The sequence below is a fragment of the Endozoicomonas sp. Mp262 genome, assembly GCF_025643335.1.
Lineage (GTDB): Bacteria > Pseudomonadota > Gammaproteobacteria > Pseudomonadales > Endozoicomonadaceae > Endonucleibacter.
The window spans coordinates 1,556,608-1,574,618 of record NZ_CP092489.1; the positions used below are offsets into that span (position 1 = coordinate 1,556,608).

Annotated in this window: 14 protein-coding genes; 6 read left to right on the forward strand and 8 right to left on the reverse strand. The window is 44.9% G+C overall.

The features are described 5' to 3' along the window. Window positions 1-46 precede the first annotated feature (46 nt). The gene (locus tag MJ595_RS06765; RefSeq protein ID WP_263081674.1) at window positions 47-1,018 is read left to right on the forward strand and encodes a DMT family transporter; all 972 of its coding nucleotides are present in this window, start codon (window positions 47-49) and stop codon (window positions 1,016-1,018) included. A gap of 61 nt (window positions 1,019-1,079) precedes the next feature. On the opposite strand, the gene MJ595_RS06770 is transcribed toward MJ595_RS06765, so the two are convergent. Both MJ595_RS06770 and MJ595_RS06775 read right to left on the reverse strand, forming a co-directional pair. After that, complete coding sequence (locus MJ595_RS06770; RefSeq protein ID WP_263081676.1) at window positions 1,080-2,864, reverse strand: PLP-dependent transferase; 1,785 nt, start codon at window positions 2,862-2,864, stop codon at window positions 1,080-1,082. Continuing rightward, on the reverse strand, window positions 2,765-4,981 hold the full coding sequence (locus MJ595_RS06775; RefSeq protein ID WP_263081677.1) for a baculoviral IAP repeat-containing protein: 2,217 nt from the start codon (window positions 4,979-4,981) through the stop codon (window positions 2,765-2,767). Before MJ595_RS06775 ends, MJ595_RS06770 begins: the two co-directional genes overlap by 100 nt. Before the next feature lie 174 nt (window positions 4,982-5,155). Here MJ595_RS06775 and MJ595_RS06780 point away from each other — a divergent pair, with 174 nt between their 5' ends. Both MJ595_RS06780 and MJ595_RS06785 read left to right on the forward strand, forming a co-directional pair. Then, on the forward strand, window positions 5,156-5,560 hold the full coding sequence (locus tag MJ595_RS06780; protein WP_263081678.1) for a hypothetical protein: 405 nt from the start codon (window positions 5,156-5,158) through the stop codon (window positions 5,558-5,560). Window positions 5,561-5,676: 116 nt separating this feature from the next. After that, window positions 5,677-6,669: an IS30 family transposase gene (locus tag MJ595_RS06785; RefSeq protein WP_263078067.1), complete on the forward strand. Its 993-nt coding sequence runs from the start codon at window positions 5,677-5,679 to the stop codon at window positions 6,667-6,669. Window positions 6,670-6,804: 135 nt separating this feature from the next. Here MJ595_RS06785 and gltS read toward each other — a convergent pair whose 3' ends face one another. The 6 genes from gltS to MJ595_RS06815 all read right to left on the reverse strand — a co-directional run bounded on the left by gltS (window position 6,805) and on the right by MJ595_RS06815 (window position 13,229). After that, window positions 6,805-8,004, reverse strand: a complete 1,200-nt coding sequence (gene gltS / locus MJ595_RS06790; RefSeq protein ID WP_263081679.1) for a sodium/glutamate symporter — start codon at window positions 8,002-8,004, stop codon at window positions 6,805-6,807. A 74-nt stretch (window positions 8,005-8,078) separates the two neighbouring features. Beyond that, window positions 8,079-8,792 carry an ABC transporter ATP-binding protein gene (locus MJ595_RS06795; protein WP_263081680.1) on the reverse strand — a complete coding sequence of 238 codons (714 nt, stop codon included), beginning with the start codon at window positions 8,790-8,792 and terminating at the stop codon, window positions 8,079-8,081. Continuing rightward, complete coding sequence (locus MJ595_RS06800; protein WP_263081681.1) at window positions 8,773-9,690, reverse strand: ATP-binding cassette domain-containing protein; 918 nt, start codon at window positions 9,688-9,690, stop codon at window positions 8,773-8,775. Before MJ595_RS06800 ends, MJ595_RS06795 begins: the two co-directional genes overlap by 20 nt. A gap of 5 nt (window positions 9,691-9,695) precedes the next feature. Continuing rightward, window positions 9,696-10,988 (reverse strand): high-affinity branched-chain amino acid ABC transporter permease LivM, encoded by a 1,293-nt coding sequence (gene livM, locus MJ595_RS06805; RefSeq protein WP_263081682.1) that lies wholly within the window; start codon window positions 10,986-10,988, stop codon window positions 9,696-9,698. Continuing rightward, window positions 10,988-11,905 (reverse strand): branched-chain amino acid ABC transporter permease LivH, encoded by a 918-nt coding sequence (locus MJ595_RS06810; RefSeq protein WP_263081683.1) that lies wholly within the window; start codon window positions 11,903-11,905, stop codon window positions 10,988-10,990. Before MJ595_RS06810 ends, livM begins: the two co-directional genes overlap by 1 nt. Window positions 11,906-12,104: 199 nt before the next feature. Next, window positions 12,105-13,229, reverse strand: a complete 1,125-nt coding sequence (locus MJ595_RS06815; RefSeq protein ID WP_263081684.1) for a branched-chain amino acid ABC transporter substrate-binding protein — start codon at window positions 13,227-13,229, stop codon at window positions 12,105-12,107. A gap of 238 nt (window positions 13,230-13,467) precedes the next feature. Here MJ595_RS06815 and MJ595_RS06820 point away from each other — a divergent pair, with 238 nt between their 5' ends. From MJ595_RS06820 to MJ595_RS06830, 3 genes are all read left to right on the forward strand, one after another. Beyond that, on the forward strand, window positions 13,468-14,133 hold the full coding sequence (locus MJ595_RS06820) for a hypothetical protein (RefSeq protein ID WP_263081685.1): 666 nt from the start codon (window positions 13,468-13,470) through the stop codon (window positions 14,131-14,133). A 713-nt stretch (window positions 14,134-14,846) separates the two neighbouring features. Beyond that, entirely contained in the window at window positions 14,847-16,184 is a 1,338-nt protein-coding gene (locus tag MJ595_RS06825) for an IS1380 family transposase (protein ID WP_263078015.1), read from the forward strand. 343 nt (window positions 16,185-16,527) lie between these two features. Continuing rightward, on the forward strand, window positions 16,528-17,994 hold the full coding sequence (locus tag MJ595_RS06830; RefSeq protein ID WP_263081686.1) for an ATP-binding cassette domain-containing protein: 1,467 nt from the start codon (window positions 16,528-16,530) through the stop codon (window positions 17,992-17,994). The last annotated feature ends 17 nt before the right edge of the window (window positions 17,995-18,011 follow it).

The window sequence follows — 18,011 nt, forward strand, 5'->3', positions numbered from 1 at the left end:
TTAACTTGTAGAGACAGTATTCATATCAATGGCAACAAACTGGAACATGAAGAGGATTCCAGATAAGTCGCATCCTGATGAATACTGTTTGATCCTGAAGGGTGGTCTATCTATGTTGCGAAATTATCTTTTCCTGTTGGGTATAGGGAGCATCTGGGGCTCACAGTTTATTTTTCAGCAGATGGCAGTGACTGATCTGCCAGCTGTTTGGGTAGGCGCAGGCCGTTCTATGGTTGGTTTCCTGACCCTGTTTCTTATTTGTAAGGCGTTGGGACTGAAGGGCAAAGGTGGTCAGTGGTTCAGCTTTAGCTTAATTGGTTTGCTGGAAGCAACCATTCCTTTTGTGCTGGTGGCCTGGGGACAGCAATATCTGGATACTGCGGTGGCTGCGATTCTGATGGGAACCATTCCTTTCTTTACTGTTATTCTGGCGCCTCTGGTTATCAAAGGCTCACGGATCACTGCCGCTGGATTGGGCAGTGTCATTCTTGGGTTTTGTGGCCTGGTTATTCTGTTCTATCCCGAGCTGGTATCCGACAGTGGTAATACAAACCTGCTGGGTGCAGCAGCTATTATTTTTGCTTCTGGCTGTTTTGCTGTGGCATTGCTGCTGCTCAAGGGCGTGAGTACTGAAAATCCATTGATTATTGCCCGCAATATATTAGCTTCCTCTACTGTTCAGATTTTGGTCGTGGCTATGATTATGTCTCCGATCAGTGAAGTACAACCTACGGCTTCCAGCATGATGGCTATCCTTTACCTTGGAACCATGTGTGCCGGACTGGTTTACTTCCTGTACATGATGCTGATTCGTGATGCTGGCCCGGTATTCGCCTCTTTGAACAATTACCTGGTACCAATGATCGGTGTGCTACTGGGAGCCACTATCAATAATGAAGCGCTGCCAATCAATACCTGGGCGGCTCTGGCCGTTATCCTGATGGCTGTTGCCTTTAACCAGATCTTTCAAGGTAAGGGTAAAAAGGCGAAAGGGAAATTACAGCCTGCCGCCGCATAAAACAGTCTGCGGTATTAACTAAGAGGGCGACCACTGGGTCGCCTTTTTCTTAGCTGTATTATTAGTTCTTAGCCTTCTCTGCTTGATAGTCGAGATGTTGTTTATAGACTGTTAAAGTGATTGAACCAATTAACTTTTCAAGTGCTGATTCTGTCATAAATCCTGAGGAGAAATCATTACTGGCTGTATCAAGATGAAGACGGGCGGCTTCCCTGAAATGGTTAATAAGATCTCTGGGGTTTTCCCCTCCCATAGCTACCCGGATAGTTGTTGGGTGTATCTCAGCGTGCTTAAGAGCCTCAGGGCTCAGCTCCGAGTGGGATGTGAGCGCTGGGCACAGCATTAGGGTGTCGTTCTGGCCAAGGCTAACCATATGACCAAAGGCAGGGGCTAATGCATCAAAAAAACGGACAAATGCTTCTTTGGGAAGTTGGGCCTGTTCAAAATCAATGGAAAATAATGGGCTGGGTAAACCAAGGTATAAATTTTTTTTCCGCAAACTGGCATTAGGGTGACTTTCCAGGGCATGGCTATTGACAGAAATGGCAGGGTGGCTGTCCAGGTAACGGGTAAATATCAGGGTATTAATACACTTGGATAGCATCCGGTTTTCTAAAGTCTTAATACCGTTCAGTACTTCTGCCGCTTTATCTGCATCAAGAAAAGCGCCTTTGATATAGTAAACGTCCCAAAACAGCGTTTGTTCCCAGCTGATGTTGTTATGGGTGCTGCCCTTGGGTATAAACATCTTGTGACTTTCACCAATAACAACGCCGGCGGTGGTATTGCCACTACCTGCCAGATCCTTGGTATAGCTATGGATAACATAATCCGGTCGTTCAGAAATATTCTCTCTTTGAAGAGGTTTATTGAGAATTGGGGTCGCCAGGGTGGAATCCAGCATAACACTATGATTATCCCGGTGAGCAATATCACAGATGGCAGGCACATCCAGCATATTTCCGTGGGGGTTGCAGGGAGACTCAAGGTAAATATGGAGCTGTGAACCTGAATCCAGTTTGCTCTTATAGTGTTGTTTAATTGTTTTTAAAAAACGTTCAAACTGATCCCCACTAAAGCCATCAAACCATTCCAGCTGGATATTCAGACGGTTTTCCCGGGCAAAGTAATCATGAAGCAGCTGGTGGCTACCGCCGTAAATATTTCTGGAGACAACCAGTATATCGTCCCGCTTTAATTGGTTGCTCAAAATAGCATCAATAGCTGCCATGCCGCTATTGAAATTCCAGGCGAGATATTCGCTGGAATACGGGCCTGCTTCCAGTTCTACCATGGTGTTAGAGAGAGCAATAGAGGTGGGGTTGAGAAGCCTTGAATAGATGGGGTGGGTACTTTCCCGACCGTGAAAGGCATCATCGACCCACTCGGTACAGGCATAAAGGTAAGTGGCTGTCCGGACAATGGCAGGTGAGGCGGAAAACAGTGTGCCAACATTGGCAAACAGCGGGTAATCACCTTTGGCCAGGTGAGTACGGCGGTCAAAGCCAAGGTGTTTGTAACTGGTGCGCAAGCCGGGCTGTAGAGAGTCAATCAGCTTGGCTAGCTGGAAGCAAAGAAATTTTTTGGCATTAAAGTAGCTGACCCGGTCAGTATGGGGTAACGCCTCAAGGGTGGTTTTGGTGATTTCAGCCAGTTGACTGATATGCCCTGCGGTCTGGTAAAGGTTAGCCACTACTTTTAGTAAGGCCTGGCCAAACTCTGAAGAAGGCGCTATACCGAAATGAATCAGCTGCTCATCTGCAAGCTCCCCGGCACTTGTGGCGTCGGTACTCTTACGGGCAGGAGAGAGGCTTCGCATGGTCTGGATCTGATCAGCATTATCCATAATTCAGCCCTGTTATTATTGTGTCTACTCCACTGTATCAGTGATCTGTTATGCAAAACAGCCTGGTGGCCTGTTCCATAGCAGGTGCGTTGATGAGCTGTCTTAAATGATACTGTTTCGGATATATTTTGAAGAAAGCAACCATCAATAAAAGCGAGCATTTGTTCTGGTTTTACTTGCTCTGGGATCTGCATTCTATTTGACATAAATGTTTTAATTTTTTCCTGGATAGATCTGCCGCAAATGGAGCAATGTGTAAGCGTTTTGGCGCATTCCATGCATAATTTGTGGTGTGTGCAAGGTAAAAATAGTGCATCAATATCATTTTTATTGCACATATTGCATCTTATATTCGATTTTAAACGCTTATTTTCTTCTTCTGGCGTTTCATTTGGTGGTGGATCTTCATAGGAAGATGTTATAGCCGGATTGTTTGTGCTATCTGATATTTTTAACGTCTCTATTTCGTCTATGATCGTTGCCGGATTTATATCATGGCCTTTTGCGCGGAGTTTCTTTATAGCCTTATCTATATATTCCTGATTATAGCCCATTTCTATCAAGGCCTTTGTTTCTGCTGGTTGTTTTGCATTGGCTTGGTTAGAACTGGTTGGAATTTCTCCAAGTTCTGCTTCGCCTTGATTGTACGAAGCAGCAACCAACTGAATATAATCTTCCCCTTTTATTATTTTGACAAATTGGCATCCAGGGTGCCAGCGAGCATGTTCGATCCATGGGTCATCTTCTGGATCCCAACGTTGGCAGCCTCCATCACAATAGAAGCAACGAACTATATCGCTACAGCCAGTATAATAAAAGCCGGCCTCAGCTAGTTGTTGAGGGGTTTGTGATACATGGCAGGGCCACCCGGTAAATGAAGAGCAGCGGATGTCATAAGTTGAATATTCTAGATGCCTTGGATTATAGAGTTCTTTAATGTGCAGACATGTTTTGGAGTGCTGGTAATGCTCGAGTATAGGGTTATTGTCGTAATTCCAGTCTTTAAGCCCAATGCCACAGTTAAAGCAACGGCATAGGTCGTCTTGGCCTGTGTAAAAGAGACCTGCTTTCGCCATGCTTTCTGAATTTAAATGATTAGGTGCGTTTCTAAATGAATCTATACGATCTTTCATTGTCTGATAATGTGGGTATCTAATACCATTTCTGCCACTATGCTCTGGGTAGTGTTGAGTAGAAGGAGTCCTGTTTTGACAATGTTCCAGAGGCTGCTGGTGCCCAAGGTTACTATTAGAGGGAGGGGGCTGGTTAGATAATATGGATCTATATTGAGATGGTGCGCTTGTCACAATCGGTATCGAGGAGTTCCTACTTTGACTCCCTGTGTATCCAAGAAAGGGAAACGCTTGTATTTCGGTCATGCGGGGGGAAAGGGTCCAGTTATCTGGAAGAGATGTTTTCTCTTTAATAAAAAATCGGATAGCTTGGTCTATAGCCCGTTTTACGTACCCTCTTCGAAATGGAAATGACGGTACTATTACATCTTGATCAGCTGGTTCAGCCCATGACTGAATGCCTTGTAAAAAATCTGTTTTTTTCAGCCTTTGAGTATCCTCTTTTTTTGAGTCTAACCAGCTAGAAATTTCCTCATCACTATCACCCATATCCGGTATTTTATCATCAATTAACTCAAAAAGATGGAAGAGTTCTACCCATGATTCTTGTATTGATGGGTAACTCTGGTTTTTATGATTATGAACAGACAGACTTGCATGGTAATTGTTAACGTTGTTTTTTAAAGTTGCCAGTGTGTTAGCGATATGGATTCTCACTCTATTTATCAGTTCGGTATTTCTAGAATGTACAGCGTGTTTCAATCCTAGTTCAGCTTGTAGTACATTGCTTTCCATGGAATGAAGCAAATACTCCATTTGTTCAATCCAGACCATAGCTGAAGTGTGTTTTTCGGAAATTCCAGTGGCATATAAAGCTGTGTATAACTCTTTACGATAAGTGGAAAAGTAATGGGTATGACCAGGTTTTAATAAGCTATTGATGGATGAATGTGAATGGTTTGGGGTAAATAAAAACAGGGAGGTAAATAAAAATACTATTATGTGAGCCACTTGGCGGCTAGGTGAGTTCTTGAATGCTGTCATGATCTTTATTACCAAAATGTTATTATCATTTGTTTATGCTTGATTTTATTACCTGATGTGGAAAAAGTAATATTTTTTTAATTCATATAAAATTGGTTTTTATAAAAAATGTGGTTCTATTCGTGAGTTTTACATTATGGTGATAAAATCACTTATTCCTGTAAATGATACGTAATGACTGTAAGCTGTGATATGTATTTCGCCATGAATTTCTATAGGTTAGGAAAAATTATATATTTTTCAGGGGTTCGTCTGTTAGTTTTTTATATACGACTTAAAACCAGTATTAAGTGGGTAAAAATACATCTTTTGTTGGGAGGGGCTTTTATACTTGCATATTCCGGTTTTGTCCTTGCTACAGTTGATGAAGACCTGAATGAAGTAATACGTTTGCTTGAGGGGGGAAAGGTTAGTGAGGTTAATGCATTTTTATTGAATCTGCCTGTTACTGTACAGCATGAAACTATTTTTTGGAGCGTTATGTATGAAGGATGGGTGTATCAGAATGTTCTTGAACTATGGAAAATGAAATATGAGATAAAAACTTTCGAGTTATATATTTCGAATAGAAATACCTGAATTTGTATCATAAATGCATAACCTCTGTAACCAGAGGGTTGTTACAGAGCCTTTGAAGTGAATCAGAACTCAGGGGTACTCTGTTAAGCAACCAAACCAAACAGAGGACGCCAAGGATGGCCTTTAAGCACCTTAGCTCTGAAGAGAGACATTATATCGAAATCGAACTGAAAAATGGGACTTCTCAAAATAAAATTGCAGAAAAACTCGGGCGTTCACAGAGTTCGCTGTCACGGGAGTTAGGACGCAACACAGGGCAGCGTGGTTACAGGCACCAGCAGGCTCATCGTAAGGCTCAACAGCGTCATAAGGAAAAACCCAAGGCGGTGAAGTTGACGGAAGATATTAAGCGACGGATTGCTCAAGATATCCGGGCTGACTGGAGTCCTGAGCAAGTGGCTGGAAGGCTTGAAAAAGAAGGGATAATCAAGTTGCATCATGAGACGATTTACCAGTTCATAGAGGATGATAAGCGCACTGACGGTACCCTGTATAAACACTTGCGCCATCAGAAAAAAACGTACCGAAAGCGATATGGTTCAGCTCATAACCGAACAGGCATACCTAACCGGGTAGGTATTGAAGAGCGCCCGGAGATCGTCAACAACAGGGGGCGTGTTGGTGACTGGGAGGCGGATACCGTAATCGGCAAAAACCATAAGGGTGCCATTGCCACACTGGATGAGCGAAAGACTAAACTGCGCCTTGCTGTTCCGCTGCCAGGAAAGAAAGCAAAAGCGGTTAAACAGGCAGTGATTGATACACTCAAGCCCCTGAAAAGGTTTGTTAAAACGATCACTTACGACAACGGTAAGGAATTTGCTCAGCATGAAGCAATCAACAAAGCCTTGAGCTGCGACAGCTACTTTGCTGTGCCCTACCACTCTTGGGAGAGAGGCCAGAATGAGAATGCCAATGGGCTGCTCAGGCAGTACTTTCCCAAATCAATGGAGCTTCATAACGTCAAAGAAAGAGACGTTATCATTGCGGTAGACAAGCTGAACAGCAGGCCCAGGAAATGCCTCGGTTACAAAACACCATATGAGGCATTCAAAGAGTTAACTGGAGTGAATGCAAGAAAAGTCATGGGTTATGCATTTATGACTTGAATTCAGGATACATCAAATTTAACCTTTACAGAACTTGGTAACAGGTTATCTATGCTTTTTAGCAAGGGTGTTCTAGTTGAACAGAGTTCTACCTGTAGCCCTTCTCCAAATTGAAGAAAACCCTTGCTTATACTGTTAGCTGATTAAATTTATAAACAACCTGATCACCACACTATTCACAATATCAATAAAAAATGCCCCTGCCAGGGGAACAACAACAAACGCTTTAGGCGATGCTCCATAGTGTTGGGTTACAGCGGTCATATTAGCCATGGCATTGGGGGTCGCTCCCAGGCCAATGCCCACAAAACCGGAACTCATAACCGCCGCATCAAAATCCCTGCCCATAAAGCGATACACAATAAAGTAGACAAATATCAGCATCATCAGGGTTTGGGCTGCCAGCAAAATCAGCAGCGGGCCGGCCATGGTTGCCAATAGCCAGAGTTTCATGCTCATCAGGGACATGGCCAGGAACAGGCCCAAAGCCACATCGCTGATCAGGGCTAGTGAAGGGGTAGAGCCATCCCATTGGGATCGAGGCCATAGAATGGGCAACAGGTTGGTAATTAAAATACCGGCAAACAGGCAACCAACAAATTCTGGAATAAACAGGCCGTAACCTGTCAGCCATTGTGTAGCCTTGCTACCACCGGTCATGGCGCAGACAACCACCAGAAGAGCAATTAAGGTGTTTTCGGCGTCGATGGACTCATGCTCTTCATCGTAACGGCTACCAATAGTGATATGTTCTTTGCTATGGGAAATGAGGTTTTGTTTTCTGATCAGTCGTTCTGCTAACGGACCGCCAGTAAAGCCACCCAGTATTAACCCAAAGGTTGCACAAACGCCTCCTAATTCCATGGCATTGTTAATACCAAAGGTTTCACTTAACTGTGGTGCCCAGGCAATGGCTGTTCCATGTCCGCCACTAAGGGAAATAGAGCCGCTTATCAGACCTACCACCGGGTCTAAACCTAACAGGCTGGCCAGAGTCACACCAATGGCATTTTGGAATAGTAGCGCAACAATCAGTAATCCCAAAAATACAATAAGCGCTCGCCCCCCCTGGATAAGTGTGCCGAGCCGCGCCGATAGGCCGACACTGGTAAAGAAGGCAAGAAGCAGTGAGTTACGCAGGTTTGTATCGAATACCAGCTCAATATCCTGCATGTGTAAGAGGCCAAAAATAATGGATACAAACAGACCTCCCGTGACAGGTTCAGGGATGTCATAGTCCCTGAAAAACGGTACTTTGCGATTGATTAACTTACCAATAAATAAGACCAGAATGGCAAGCAACAACGTGTTTTGGGTGGAGAAATCGACAACCAAATCAGACTCCTGTAGCTTGGATAGGCGCGCAACCTAACATACTGAGAGTCAGTCGTCATTTATCATTATAGGTGTTATGCACCCATATAGGCTTCTCTGACCTCCTTGTTTTCCAGTAACTCCTGACCTGAGCCACTAAGACGTATCTCTCCATTGGCCATAACATAACCCCGATCTGCCAGTTTCAGGGCGTGGTTGACATTCTGTTCTACCAGAAAGATAGTCATTCCTGTTTTTGCCACTGCTTTCAGAATAGTAAATATTTGTTTAACGACGATTGGCGCGAGACCCAGGCTGGGTTCATCCAGTAGCAGTAGCCTGGGGCGACTCATGAGTCCTCTGGCAATGGCCAGCATTTGCTGTTCTCCTCCAGACAGTGTGGATGCACGCTGGCTTTTTCTCTCCAGAAGTTTGGGAAATAGCTGATACATTTTTTGAAGGTCTTCAAGCAGGTACTGATTACCAATAGGGCTTGTGCCAATAATAAGGTTTTCCTCCACCGTCATTTGCGGAAAAACATGACGGCCTTCCGGAACCAGAGAAATACCTCTGGATGCTATTTGGTGGGAAGGAATAGTGACAAGATTCTCACGATCAAAATAAATGTCACCATGATGGGCTTTAGGGTTACCAAAAATAGTCATCAATAAAGTGGATTTGCCAGCGCCATTGGCACCAACCAGTGCGACTATTTCACCCTCGTTGATAGAAATGGAAACCTGGTGCAGGGCATGAACCGGTCCATAAGAGGCATCTACCTGGCAAAATTCAAGTAAGGGCTGACCCATAACTGCTTTCCTCTACTTCTTCACTGTTTGTACCCAGGTAGGCTTCGATAACCCTGGGATTGTTTTTTATTGTGTCGGGAGAGCCTTCGGCAATGACAACACCATGGTCAAGGACAATTATTTTTTCAGAGACTCCCATCACCATACTCATATCATGTTCAATTAAAATAATGGATAACTGATGCTGGTTTTTTAGTTTTACCAGGGTTTCTGATAACACTTCGGTTTCCTGGGGATTAAGCCCGGCCGCAGGTTCGTCAAGGCACAATAATTGTGGATTGGTGCACATGGCCCGGGCAATTTCCAGACGGCGTTGCTGACCATAGGGCAATTGACCTGCCAAATGGTTGGCCTGTTCCGATAGCCCTAACTGTTCAAGCCAGTACCAGGCCTTTTCAAGAGCCTGTTGTTCTGAGTGTTTGAAGGCGCGGGTATTCAAAATACCGGACAAAAACCCTCTTTCCAGTTGCATATGCTGGGCAACCAGAAGGTTTTCAATAACCGTCATCTCTTTAAATAATCGTATATTTTGAAACGTTCGGGCTAATCCGGCACGGTTGACCAGGTGAGAGCCTCCGAACATTTTGTAGTAGAGTCGCCTGACTAATTGTTTGGGGCAAAGTATATCGGATAACTGAAGTGACTCACCCAGGATACTGACAATATGGGTTGTTTGGTTGTTTGTATGAAGCTCAATGGCTCCCCCCGTCGCCTTATAAAACCCCGTCAGACAGTTAAACACGGTTGTTTTACCTGCACCGTTAGGGCCTATCAGGGCAGTGATGGAACCCTTCGGAATTTCAAAGCAGACATTATCAAGGGCCCTGATACCACCGAACTGCATTTCAAGATGGCGTACCTTTAGAATCGAGGGGTGTGTTTGTTGTTCTAGCCCCATGACAACTACTCCATGACTGTTTTATGACGGGGATGGGCTGGTTTTTTGTGAGCCATTCTGGTGAGGCGGACCAAGCCTCTGGGACGCCAGATCATCATTAACACCATTAACAGACCGAACAGGAGGACCCGGTAATCGGCAAAGTCACGAAGAATCTCGGGCATGATGGTTAGAATCAGGGCTGCAATCACGACACCTTTCGTTGACCCCAGTCCTCCCAGTACTACGATGGCGAGGATGAGGGCTGACTCGAAGAACGTAAAAGACGTTGGGTTTACAAATCCCTGATAGGTGGCAAAAAAGACTCCGGCAATGCCCCCTATGGCGGCACCGGTCATAAAAGCAGATAGCTTGACTAGTACGTGGTTGAGTCCAAGGGCCCGGCAGGCTATTTCATCTTCCCTGAGTGCTTCCCAGGCCCTGCCAATAGGCATCTTACTAAGTCGCTGGTTGATATAGAGTGCCAGCCAGACCAAAGCAAATAGCACTAAAAAGATAAAAATGAATTTGTGACTGGAGCTGTAGTCAATACCAAAGAACTCATGAAAGGGCGTACCCTCTTTAACCCTGCGTTTAAACTCAAGCCCGAACAGGGTAGGGGCAGGAGCGGAGACCCCGTTAGGGCCTCCGGTGAAAGCGGTCCAGTTATTAAGAACGAGTCGTATAATTTCGCCAAATCCAAGAGTCACAATGGCCAGGTAGTCCCCGTGCATCCTTAATACCGGGAAGCCCAGCAAAGCACCAAACAGGGCTGACAGCAGGGCGGCCAATGGCAGCATGCTCCAGAAGCCCAGGTCAAGATACTGATAGCCCAGGGCAAGGCCGTAAGCGCCTATGGCGTAAAAGGCCACAAACCCTAAATCAAGCAGTCCCGCCAGCCCTACTACAATATTCAACCCAAGGCCAAGCAGTACGTAAATAAGGCCAAGGATAAGTACCGTTACCCAGTATTTGCTGGCCATAAATGGAAAGGCAATGCCTATGGCGATAAGCAGCAAAATGAGCCATAGATTATTTTTTGTATTGGGGGGGCTAACCCTGACTCCCTGCTGTTTTGAAAATACTCGTTGATGAAGTTGCTGTCCCCGAGGGGTTTGCATGAACAGTGAAAAGACCAGTCGGCCTGAGAAAAGTACCCCAATAATGAGTCCAAGGGCTTCAAGCTGACTGTTAAAGCTGTAGCCGTCCAGCTCGATACCGACTATTGGCCCAAAGATAGCCAGTCCTAACAGGGCCACCATAACGGCATCAAAAAGGCTTTTACGGATATCTATTATTTTTTTACTACCGTGGTTCATTATACTTTCTCCACCGCAGGTCGCCCTAAAAGTCCACTGGGACGGAAAATCATAATGAAAACCAGAAGACTGAAAGCGAATACATCTTTGTAATCCGTATTAACCAGGCCAGAAAAAAGGGACTCTGACATTCCCAGTAAAATACCGCCCAGCATGGCTCCGGGCAGTGATCCTATTCCCCCGAGAACGGCAGCGGTGAATGCTTTAATGCCAATGATAAATCCGATATAAAAGTCAAAGGTTCCATAATTCAGAGTGACCAGTGTTCCGGCCAGGGCTGCCATAGCAGCACCAATAACAAAAACGGTTGAAATCACCCGATCAGTGTTAATGCCAAGTAATGTGGCCATTTTACGGTCTTGTTGGGTGGCCCGACATTCTCTGCCCAGACGGGTTTTATGAATCAGCCAGGTCAGTGCTAGCATACCGGTTAAGGCCACGATGATAATGAGCAGTTGGGTGTAAGAAACCTGAATGAAGCTATGGGCTATATCTATTCGAACGGTACCGGAGAATAAAGTGGGCACGCCCTGATGACGAGCGCCCTGGCTAAGTTGTACATAGTTTTGCAATACCAGCGACACCCCGATGGCTGAAATCAATGGTGCCAGGCGGGTGGACTGTCTTAACGGGCGGTAGGCCAGTCGTTCAATACACCATCCATAGGTACAGTTAATCAGCAGGGTAAAAATAAGGGTGGCCAGCAGAATCAGGGGAAAAGACTCAAAGCCAAAGAAAGTAAGCAGGGCAATGACAATGGCGGTGACGTAGGCTGAAATCATATAGACGTCACCGTGAGCAAAATTGATCATGCCAATAATGCCGTACACCATCGTATAACCAATGGCGATCAGGCCGTAGACCGATCCCAGTGCCAGGCCGTTGATAAGCTGTTGTAGAAATATCGAGAAGTCCATATCGTACACCTTATACGCGGAGCTTTTTATCCAAACAGTTTTTTATTTTCTCTCGTTCCCAGTGTCTTCGCTGGGAATGCATATGGATGCCTCTAACTGTTACGGTGTGGAGAGATATGCATTCCCAGGCAGGAGCCCGGGAACGAGTGTAAGCTACACATCAAAATCAAACATCATTGAAATGATGTGCTGGTTTTAATTAAAGGCCGGAAATTTGTTTGTACTTTCCATCTTCTCCCCATTGGTACATAACATAATCCGAGACTTTAAGATCCCCTTTGCTGTCAAAGGCTTTTACGCCAAGCACCGTAGGCACCTGATTGCCCTTTAACCAGGAAGAAATTTTGATGCTATCGATGCCTTTAGTGGCTTTTACCGCAGCAGCCAGTGTTTGGAGTGCTGCATAGGAATAGAGGGTATAACCCTCAGGTTCATAGCCACTGCTCTTGAATTCATTGACCACTTCCTTTCCGTCAGGAATTTGGCGTGGATCAGCGCCAAAGGTCATCATGGTCCCTTGGGCAAACTTGACTCCACCTGCCGTTTTCAGGAAATCATCAGTAACGATGCCGTCACCGGATATAAAGTCCGCTTTTACACCCTGTTCGCGCATTTGTCTGAGAAGAGGGCCTGCTTCAGAGTGCAGTCCTCCGAAATAAACGGTGTCAGCACCGCTGTAGCGGATTTTGGTAACCAGGGCATTAAAATCCTTCTCCCCACGGGTCAGGCCCTCATAGATGACCTCTTTGACACCTTTGCTATTCAGGTGGAATTTGGTGGCATCAGCCAGTCCCTGGCCATAGGTATCTTTATCGTGAATCACTGCTATTTTTTTTGATTTCAGGGTATTCAGCATATAGTCAGCAGCCACTTGTCCCTGCTGGTCATCACGGCCACAGATCCGGAAAACACCGGATAACCCCTGTTCGGTCAACTTCGGATTGGTTGATGCGGGGGTAATCATGACAACACCGGCTTCATCATAGATTCGAGAAGCGGGAATACTGGAAGAAGAACAGAAATGGCCAATGACCAGGTCAACATTGTCGGAGTCAATCAGTCGATTGGCTACCGCAACCGCCTGTTTAGGTTCACAGGCGTCATCCGCCTTGATCAGGGCGATTTTTTCGCCGTTAATGCCGCCGGATTTATTAATGTCGTCGGCTGCTTTTTCAGCGCCTTTCCAGAGTTGCTCTCCAAAAGCAGCATAGGCACCGGTATGAGGGCCAGCGACCCCAATCACAATATCGGCTGAGGCGGACAGTGATGATAGGCCCAGAGTGCTGGCAAGGGCAAAAGATAGGAGTCCGTTTTTCTGACCCATTCTGTATTTCCTGTGATTCTTATAATTATTTCCCCTCGTTGCAGCCTGATTGCCGAGCAGGTTCAGCGAATACGCTGTAATTTTCGAGGTTAACGCCATGATGACACAGGCAAGGCTGTGCTTAAAGCGTTAATCAGTTCATAAGGAGGGGGATTGATGCTGTTGATGTTTGGTGGTGAGCTTAGTGGTTCGTAAAGGACTATAGTAGAAGTAAGGGAATGGCTATTTGGAAATGGGTATGGAGACACGAGCGATTATACTGGGTATGGCATTACTTATGCCTGCAACTGAGACTCTCGCCGGAAACATCTATAAATGCATGGTGAATGGCAGGGTTGAGTTTTCTGGAGAACCGTGCGGAGCTAATGCCAGGCCAGTGGTATTAAAGGAACTGGCAGCCCCATTGGCCAGTTATGATATGAAGGGGGAGGCGAATCTGGACTATACAATAAAAAGCCATCTTCTTCGGGAACGGGTAGCCCGACATCAGCATAAGATTCAGCGATACCGTCATCGCATGGATGCTGAAATAAAAAAGGTATACAAAAAAAATCCTTCTGCTGAAAAAACGGTTAAGGCACGCTATGTCAGTTCTATACCGTCAAAAAAGCACACTGCTGAATCCGGAAGTAGCCTGTCCTTAGCCAATAAATCAACAAATCCTGCTAGCAGGCTCAAAGTAGGCGAGCGAAAATCTGATTCATCCAGGCCAGCTAAAAATACTAATCATACGGCAGGTGTTTTGGAAGATCAGCTGGGAAATATCGCAGATGCAGTTAGAGGGTTAAATCAAGATTCGCCTTCCAGTCAGGTTAATGCCATTACTCAGCGTTATAGTGCGCTGATAAAAGCCGAAGAGTTTCAGATTAATCTCTTACTTCAGAAGATTCGTGAGCTGAGGTAATAGTTATTGAGCATCACCGGGTGGCTGTCTTTAAATAAAAAATGTTTTATATAAATTAAATGATTTACGACACTGTTTTTTTATTTGATTTTAGCTATATTAAATTACGTTAATTGATAGTGTTTATTTATAGAAGGTTAAAAACAGGCTGTCTCCAAGGACAGTAATAGAGAACGATAGGGGGGGAAGTCATGGTGCGGTTTTTTTTGGGGGCTGCCATGGTAATGTTGGGTATGCTATCTATCGATTTTTCAGCTGTTAGCGAGAGCTTTCAACAGACTATAAATCATATTTTCCTGCTTACAGTTATTTTCTATGGGACTCGACTTTGCTTATCGTCTAACTGGTTTTTGAGTCATTTTGAAACATAAGGTTTTCTGCAATGCCAGTCAGGCCGTTTTGTCAGTCATAACGGCTTCTTGTTTTTAAGGGTTGTGGAACAACCTTTCTCTTGTATGCCTGCCATAAAGAATAAACAAAACTATAGTCTTGTTTATGTGCTCCAGGCTAAAACTGTTTCCAAAGTCTGTTGGAGAGAAAGTAAACCTGGCTCTATATTAAGTACTTGACCAAATGAAGTTATATTTTCTGACTTTTTTGTTCAGCCTGAATCCGTGAGTTCACTGTAGCCCAACTCCTCTGGATCAACCACAAAACGTAAGTTCCAAGTTAAAATGCACCCACTCTAATTTTCACCACCTGGGTGCATTTTTGTGAAACTGAAAATTGAACAATCACAGACGGAATTTTATACACCGGTCGCAGGGCTTTATTTCGTTGGTCATGCACTCAACAAAAAGACAGCGTTAAGCAAATCCCTGCGCAAAATAAAAAAAAGGCACCGTATCACTCATATCGACCTGATCAGAGCTTACTGCGGCCAACTGGCTCAGGGTAAAAGTGATTTTGATAATGTTGATAATAACCGGGATAACGACTGGTTCCGGTTGGCAATGGGCATTAAACAAATGCCTTCAGCCAGCCGCTTAAGACAGCGTTTCAATGAAGATGCCGCCCAACTGATTCCTTTCATCGAGGACAGCCTTACCGATGTCCTGGTTAATCTTCAGGTGCCCGTCACACCCCTTCCGAAAAAACTCGATAAGAAGCAGCACATACCACTGGATATCGACGTATTCCCTATGGATAACAGCAATACCAAAAAGGAGGGGGTCGAGTACACGTATAAAAAATTCTTTGGTTATGCCCCTATTGCCGCTTACTTTGGCTGCGAAGGCTGGTGCCTGGGATGTGAATTACGCCCAGGCTCTCAGCACTCCCAGAATGATTTTATTGGCTTTTTACAAGCAGTGCTGCACCGCAGCCGACGTTTGACCCGAGCGCCTATTCTGGTTCGCCTTGATAGTGGCCACGATGCTGAGGAATCGCGCCGGGAAATCGCCGGGTTCAAAGGTGTGAATCACATTATCAAGCTCAACCCAAGAAAGTATCACACCAAGGAACACTGGCTCCCCATTTTTGAAGAAAAGCAAGTCAAATGGGAGGAGTCGCGTCCAGGAAAGAGTTATGCGACACTCTCAACCGTCTATGAAACCAACTATGGTAACCAGCGTCTGATTATTCGCATTATCAAGCGTACCACTGATACTGTAGGGCAGAGATTTCTGACACCCGATTATGAGCTGGAAGGATGGTGGACAACACTCAGCGAAGCTGACTACAGCGATGATCAGATCATTAATCTTTATGAGGATCATGCGACCAGCGAGCAGTTTCACAGTGAGTTGAAGACTGATATGGATTTAGAGCGCCTGCCTTCAGGCAAGTTTGACACCAACGACCTGGTGATGTGTTTGGGTGCACTGGTCTATAACATTCTGCGCTACATGGGGCAGAGTTGCTTGCTCGGGCCAGATGCGCCGGTACGTCATAAAGCCAAACGACGCCGGTTAAAAACCGTGATACAGGAACTCATCTACCTGGCTGCCCGTCTTCTGAAAAAAGGACATCAATACCGGCTACGCTTTGGTCGTTACTGTCCTGGTTTCAGGTCTTTCCATCAATTAATAAGCCAGCATGCACTTTGTTGATTGAATAGCGAGATAGAAAAAAATGCCATAAATGAGAAAGTACTGTATTGATAACGGTAGGGCTTCTTTCAACCTGTCTTCAAGTTTGATGATATTTTGATCAGCATTTATGCTTAAAAACGACATAAAAACACTTCAATCAATAACCCGAGTTATTTTCAAAGGAAAAAATTAATCAGCACATTTTCAAAACTGCCGGGCAAATCAAGAAATCACGGATTCAGGTTCAGGTTATTCCGGTCACTGCGATTGAATCCTGCCTGGCATATCAGAAAATTCGAGTTCAAATGAACAGCCCCTAATATCAACTGAGGCTCTGGTAATGGTGCAGCCGGTTTTACAGATGAAGGGAATCACCAAATCATTTCAAGGTATAAAAGTACTGAACGATGCAGGGCTGAATGTCTATCCCGGGAAGGTCATGGCATTGCTGGGTGAAAATGGGGCCGGGAAATCCACATTGATGAAAGTGATGGCCGGGATGTATTCAATGGAAGCTGGCTGCCTGGTTATCAGGGGTAAGCAAAGACGGTTTTCATGCCCGAGGGATTCCCTCAATGAAGGTATCAGTATTGTTCATCAAGAACCGGGCGTCATTCCCGAATTATCAGTGGCAGAAAATATTTTTCTCGGACGGGAGCCTGGCCGTAAACTGGGGAAAGTTAACTGGCCTCTTATGTTTCAGGAGGCAAAAAAGCTACTGGATATGCTGGGTGTTAATATTGCCCCGACAGAGTTAGTGGGAAACTTGAGCATAGGGTTACAGCAACTGGTTGAGATTGCGAGAGGATTGTCCTCATCTGCTGATATTATTGTTATGGATGAACCCTCTGATGTTCTAACAGAGAAAGAAACTGAACAACTGTTCAGGGTTATCAGAAAACTGAAAGGTGATGGCAAAGCTATTGTATATATTTCGCATCGATTGCAGGAAATTTCACGTATTTGTGATTATGTAACTATTATGAAAGAGGGCGATGTTATTGGTGAATACTCTGTTTCGGAACTAACGGATGAAAAACTGGTGGAGTTGGTTATTGGTGGGGAAGTGTCAGAACTCTATAAGAAAGTCCCTCCTGGCAGCAATGAATTAAGCCTTGAGGTGAAAGAAATTTATGCAGAGGGATTTAAGAATATCAGTTTTAAATTACGAAAAGGAGAAGTTCTTGGGCTGACAGGAGTAATGGGAGCCGGTATAACACCTTTATTGAAGGCACTATATGGCATCAATCCAATTATTTCAGGTGCAATATTGGTTAATGGGAAAGAAGTTCAGCTTAAATTTCCTGGAGATGGTTTGGCTAATGGTATCGTCTATATATCAAAAGATCGAAAAAAAGAAGGCTTGGTTGTGGATCTATCAGTTCAGGATAATATGAGCCTTTCCAGTCTTGAGCGTTTTAGCTGTTTTTCCGGGACTATCCGGTCAAAAAAGGAACGGCAGGCCGTAAAACAATTTATGCATCGTTTTAATATCAAGATGGCATCCACGAGTCAACCGGTTCGTTATCTCAGTGGTGGAAATCAGCAAAAAGTGGTGATTGCCAAGGGGCTTATGACAAACCCGAAGGTTCTTATCCTGGATGAGCCTACCCGGGGGATAGATGTTGGTGCTAAAAAAGAAATTTACCGGCTGATCAATGAATTAAAATCCCAGGGTGTAAGTGTTATTTTGGCTTCATCTGATATGCCTGAATTGGTTGGCATGAGCGACAGGGTTTTGGTTATGCGTAAAGGCAAAATAACCGCAGAGTTTACCGGTGACAATATTTCTCAGAAAGTACTGGGGGGCGTTCTCATGGCAAATTGAGAGCGCTTCCCGGGATC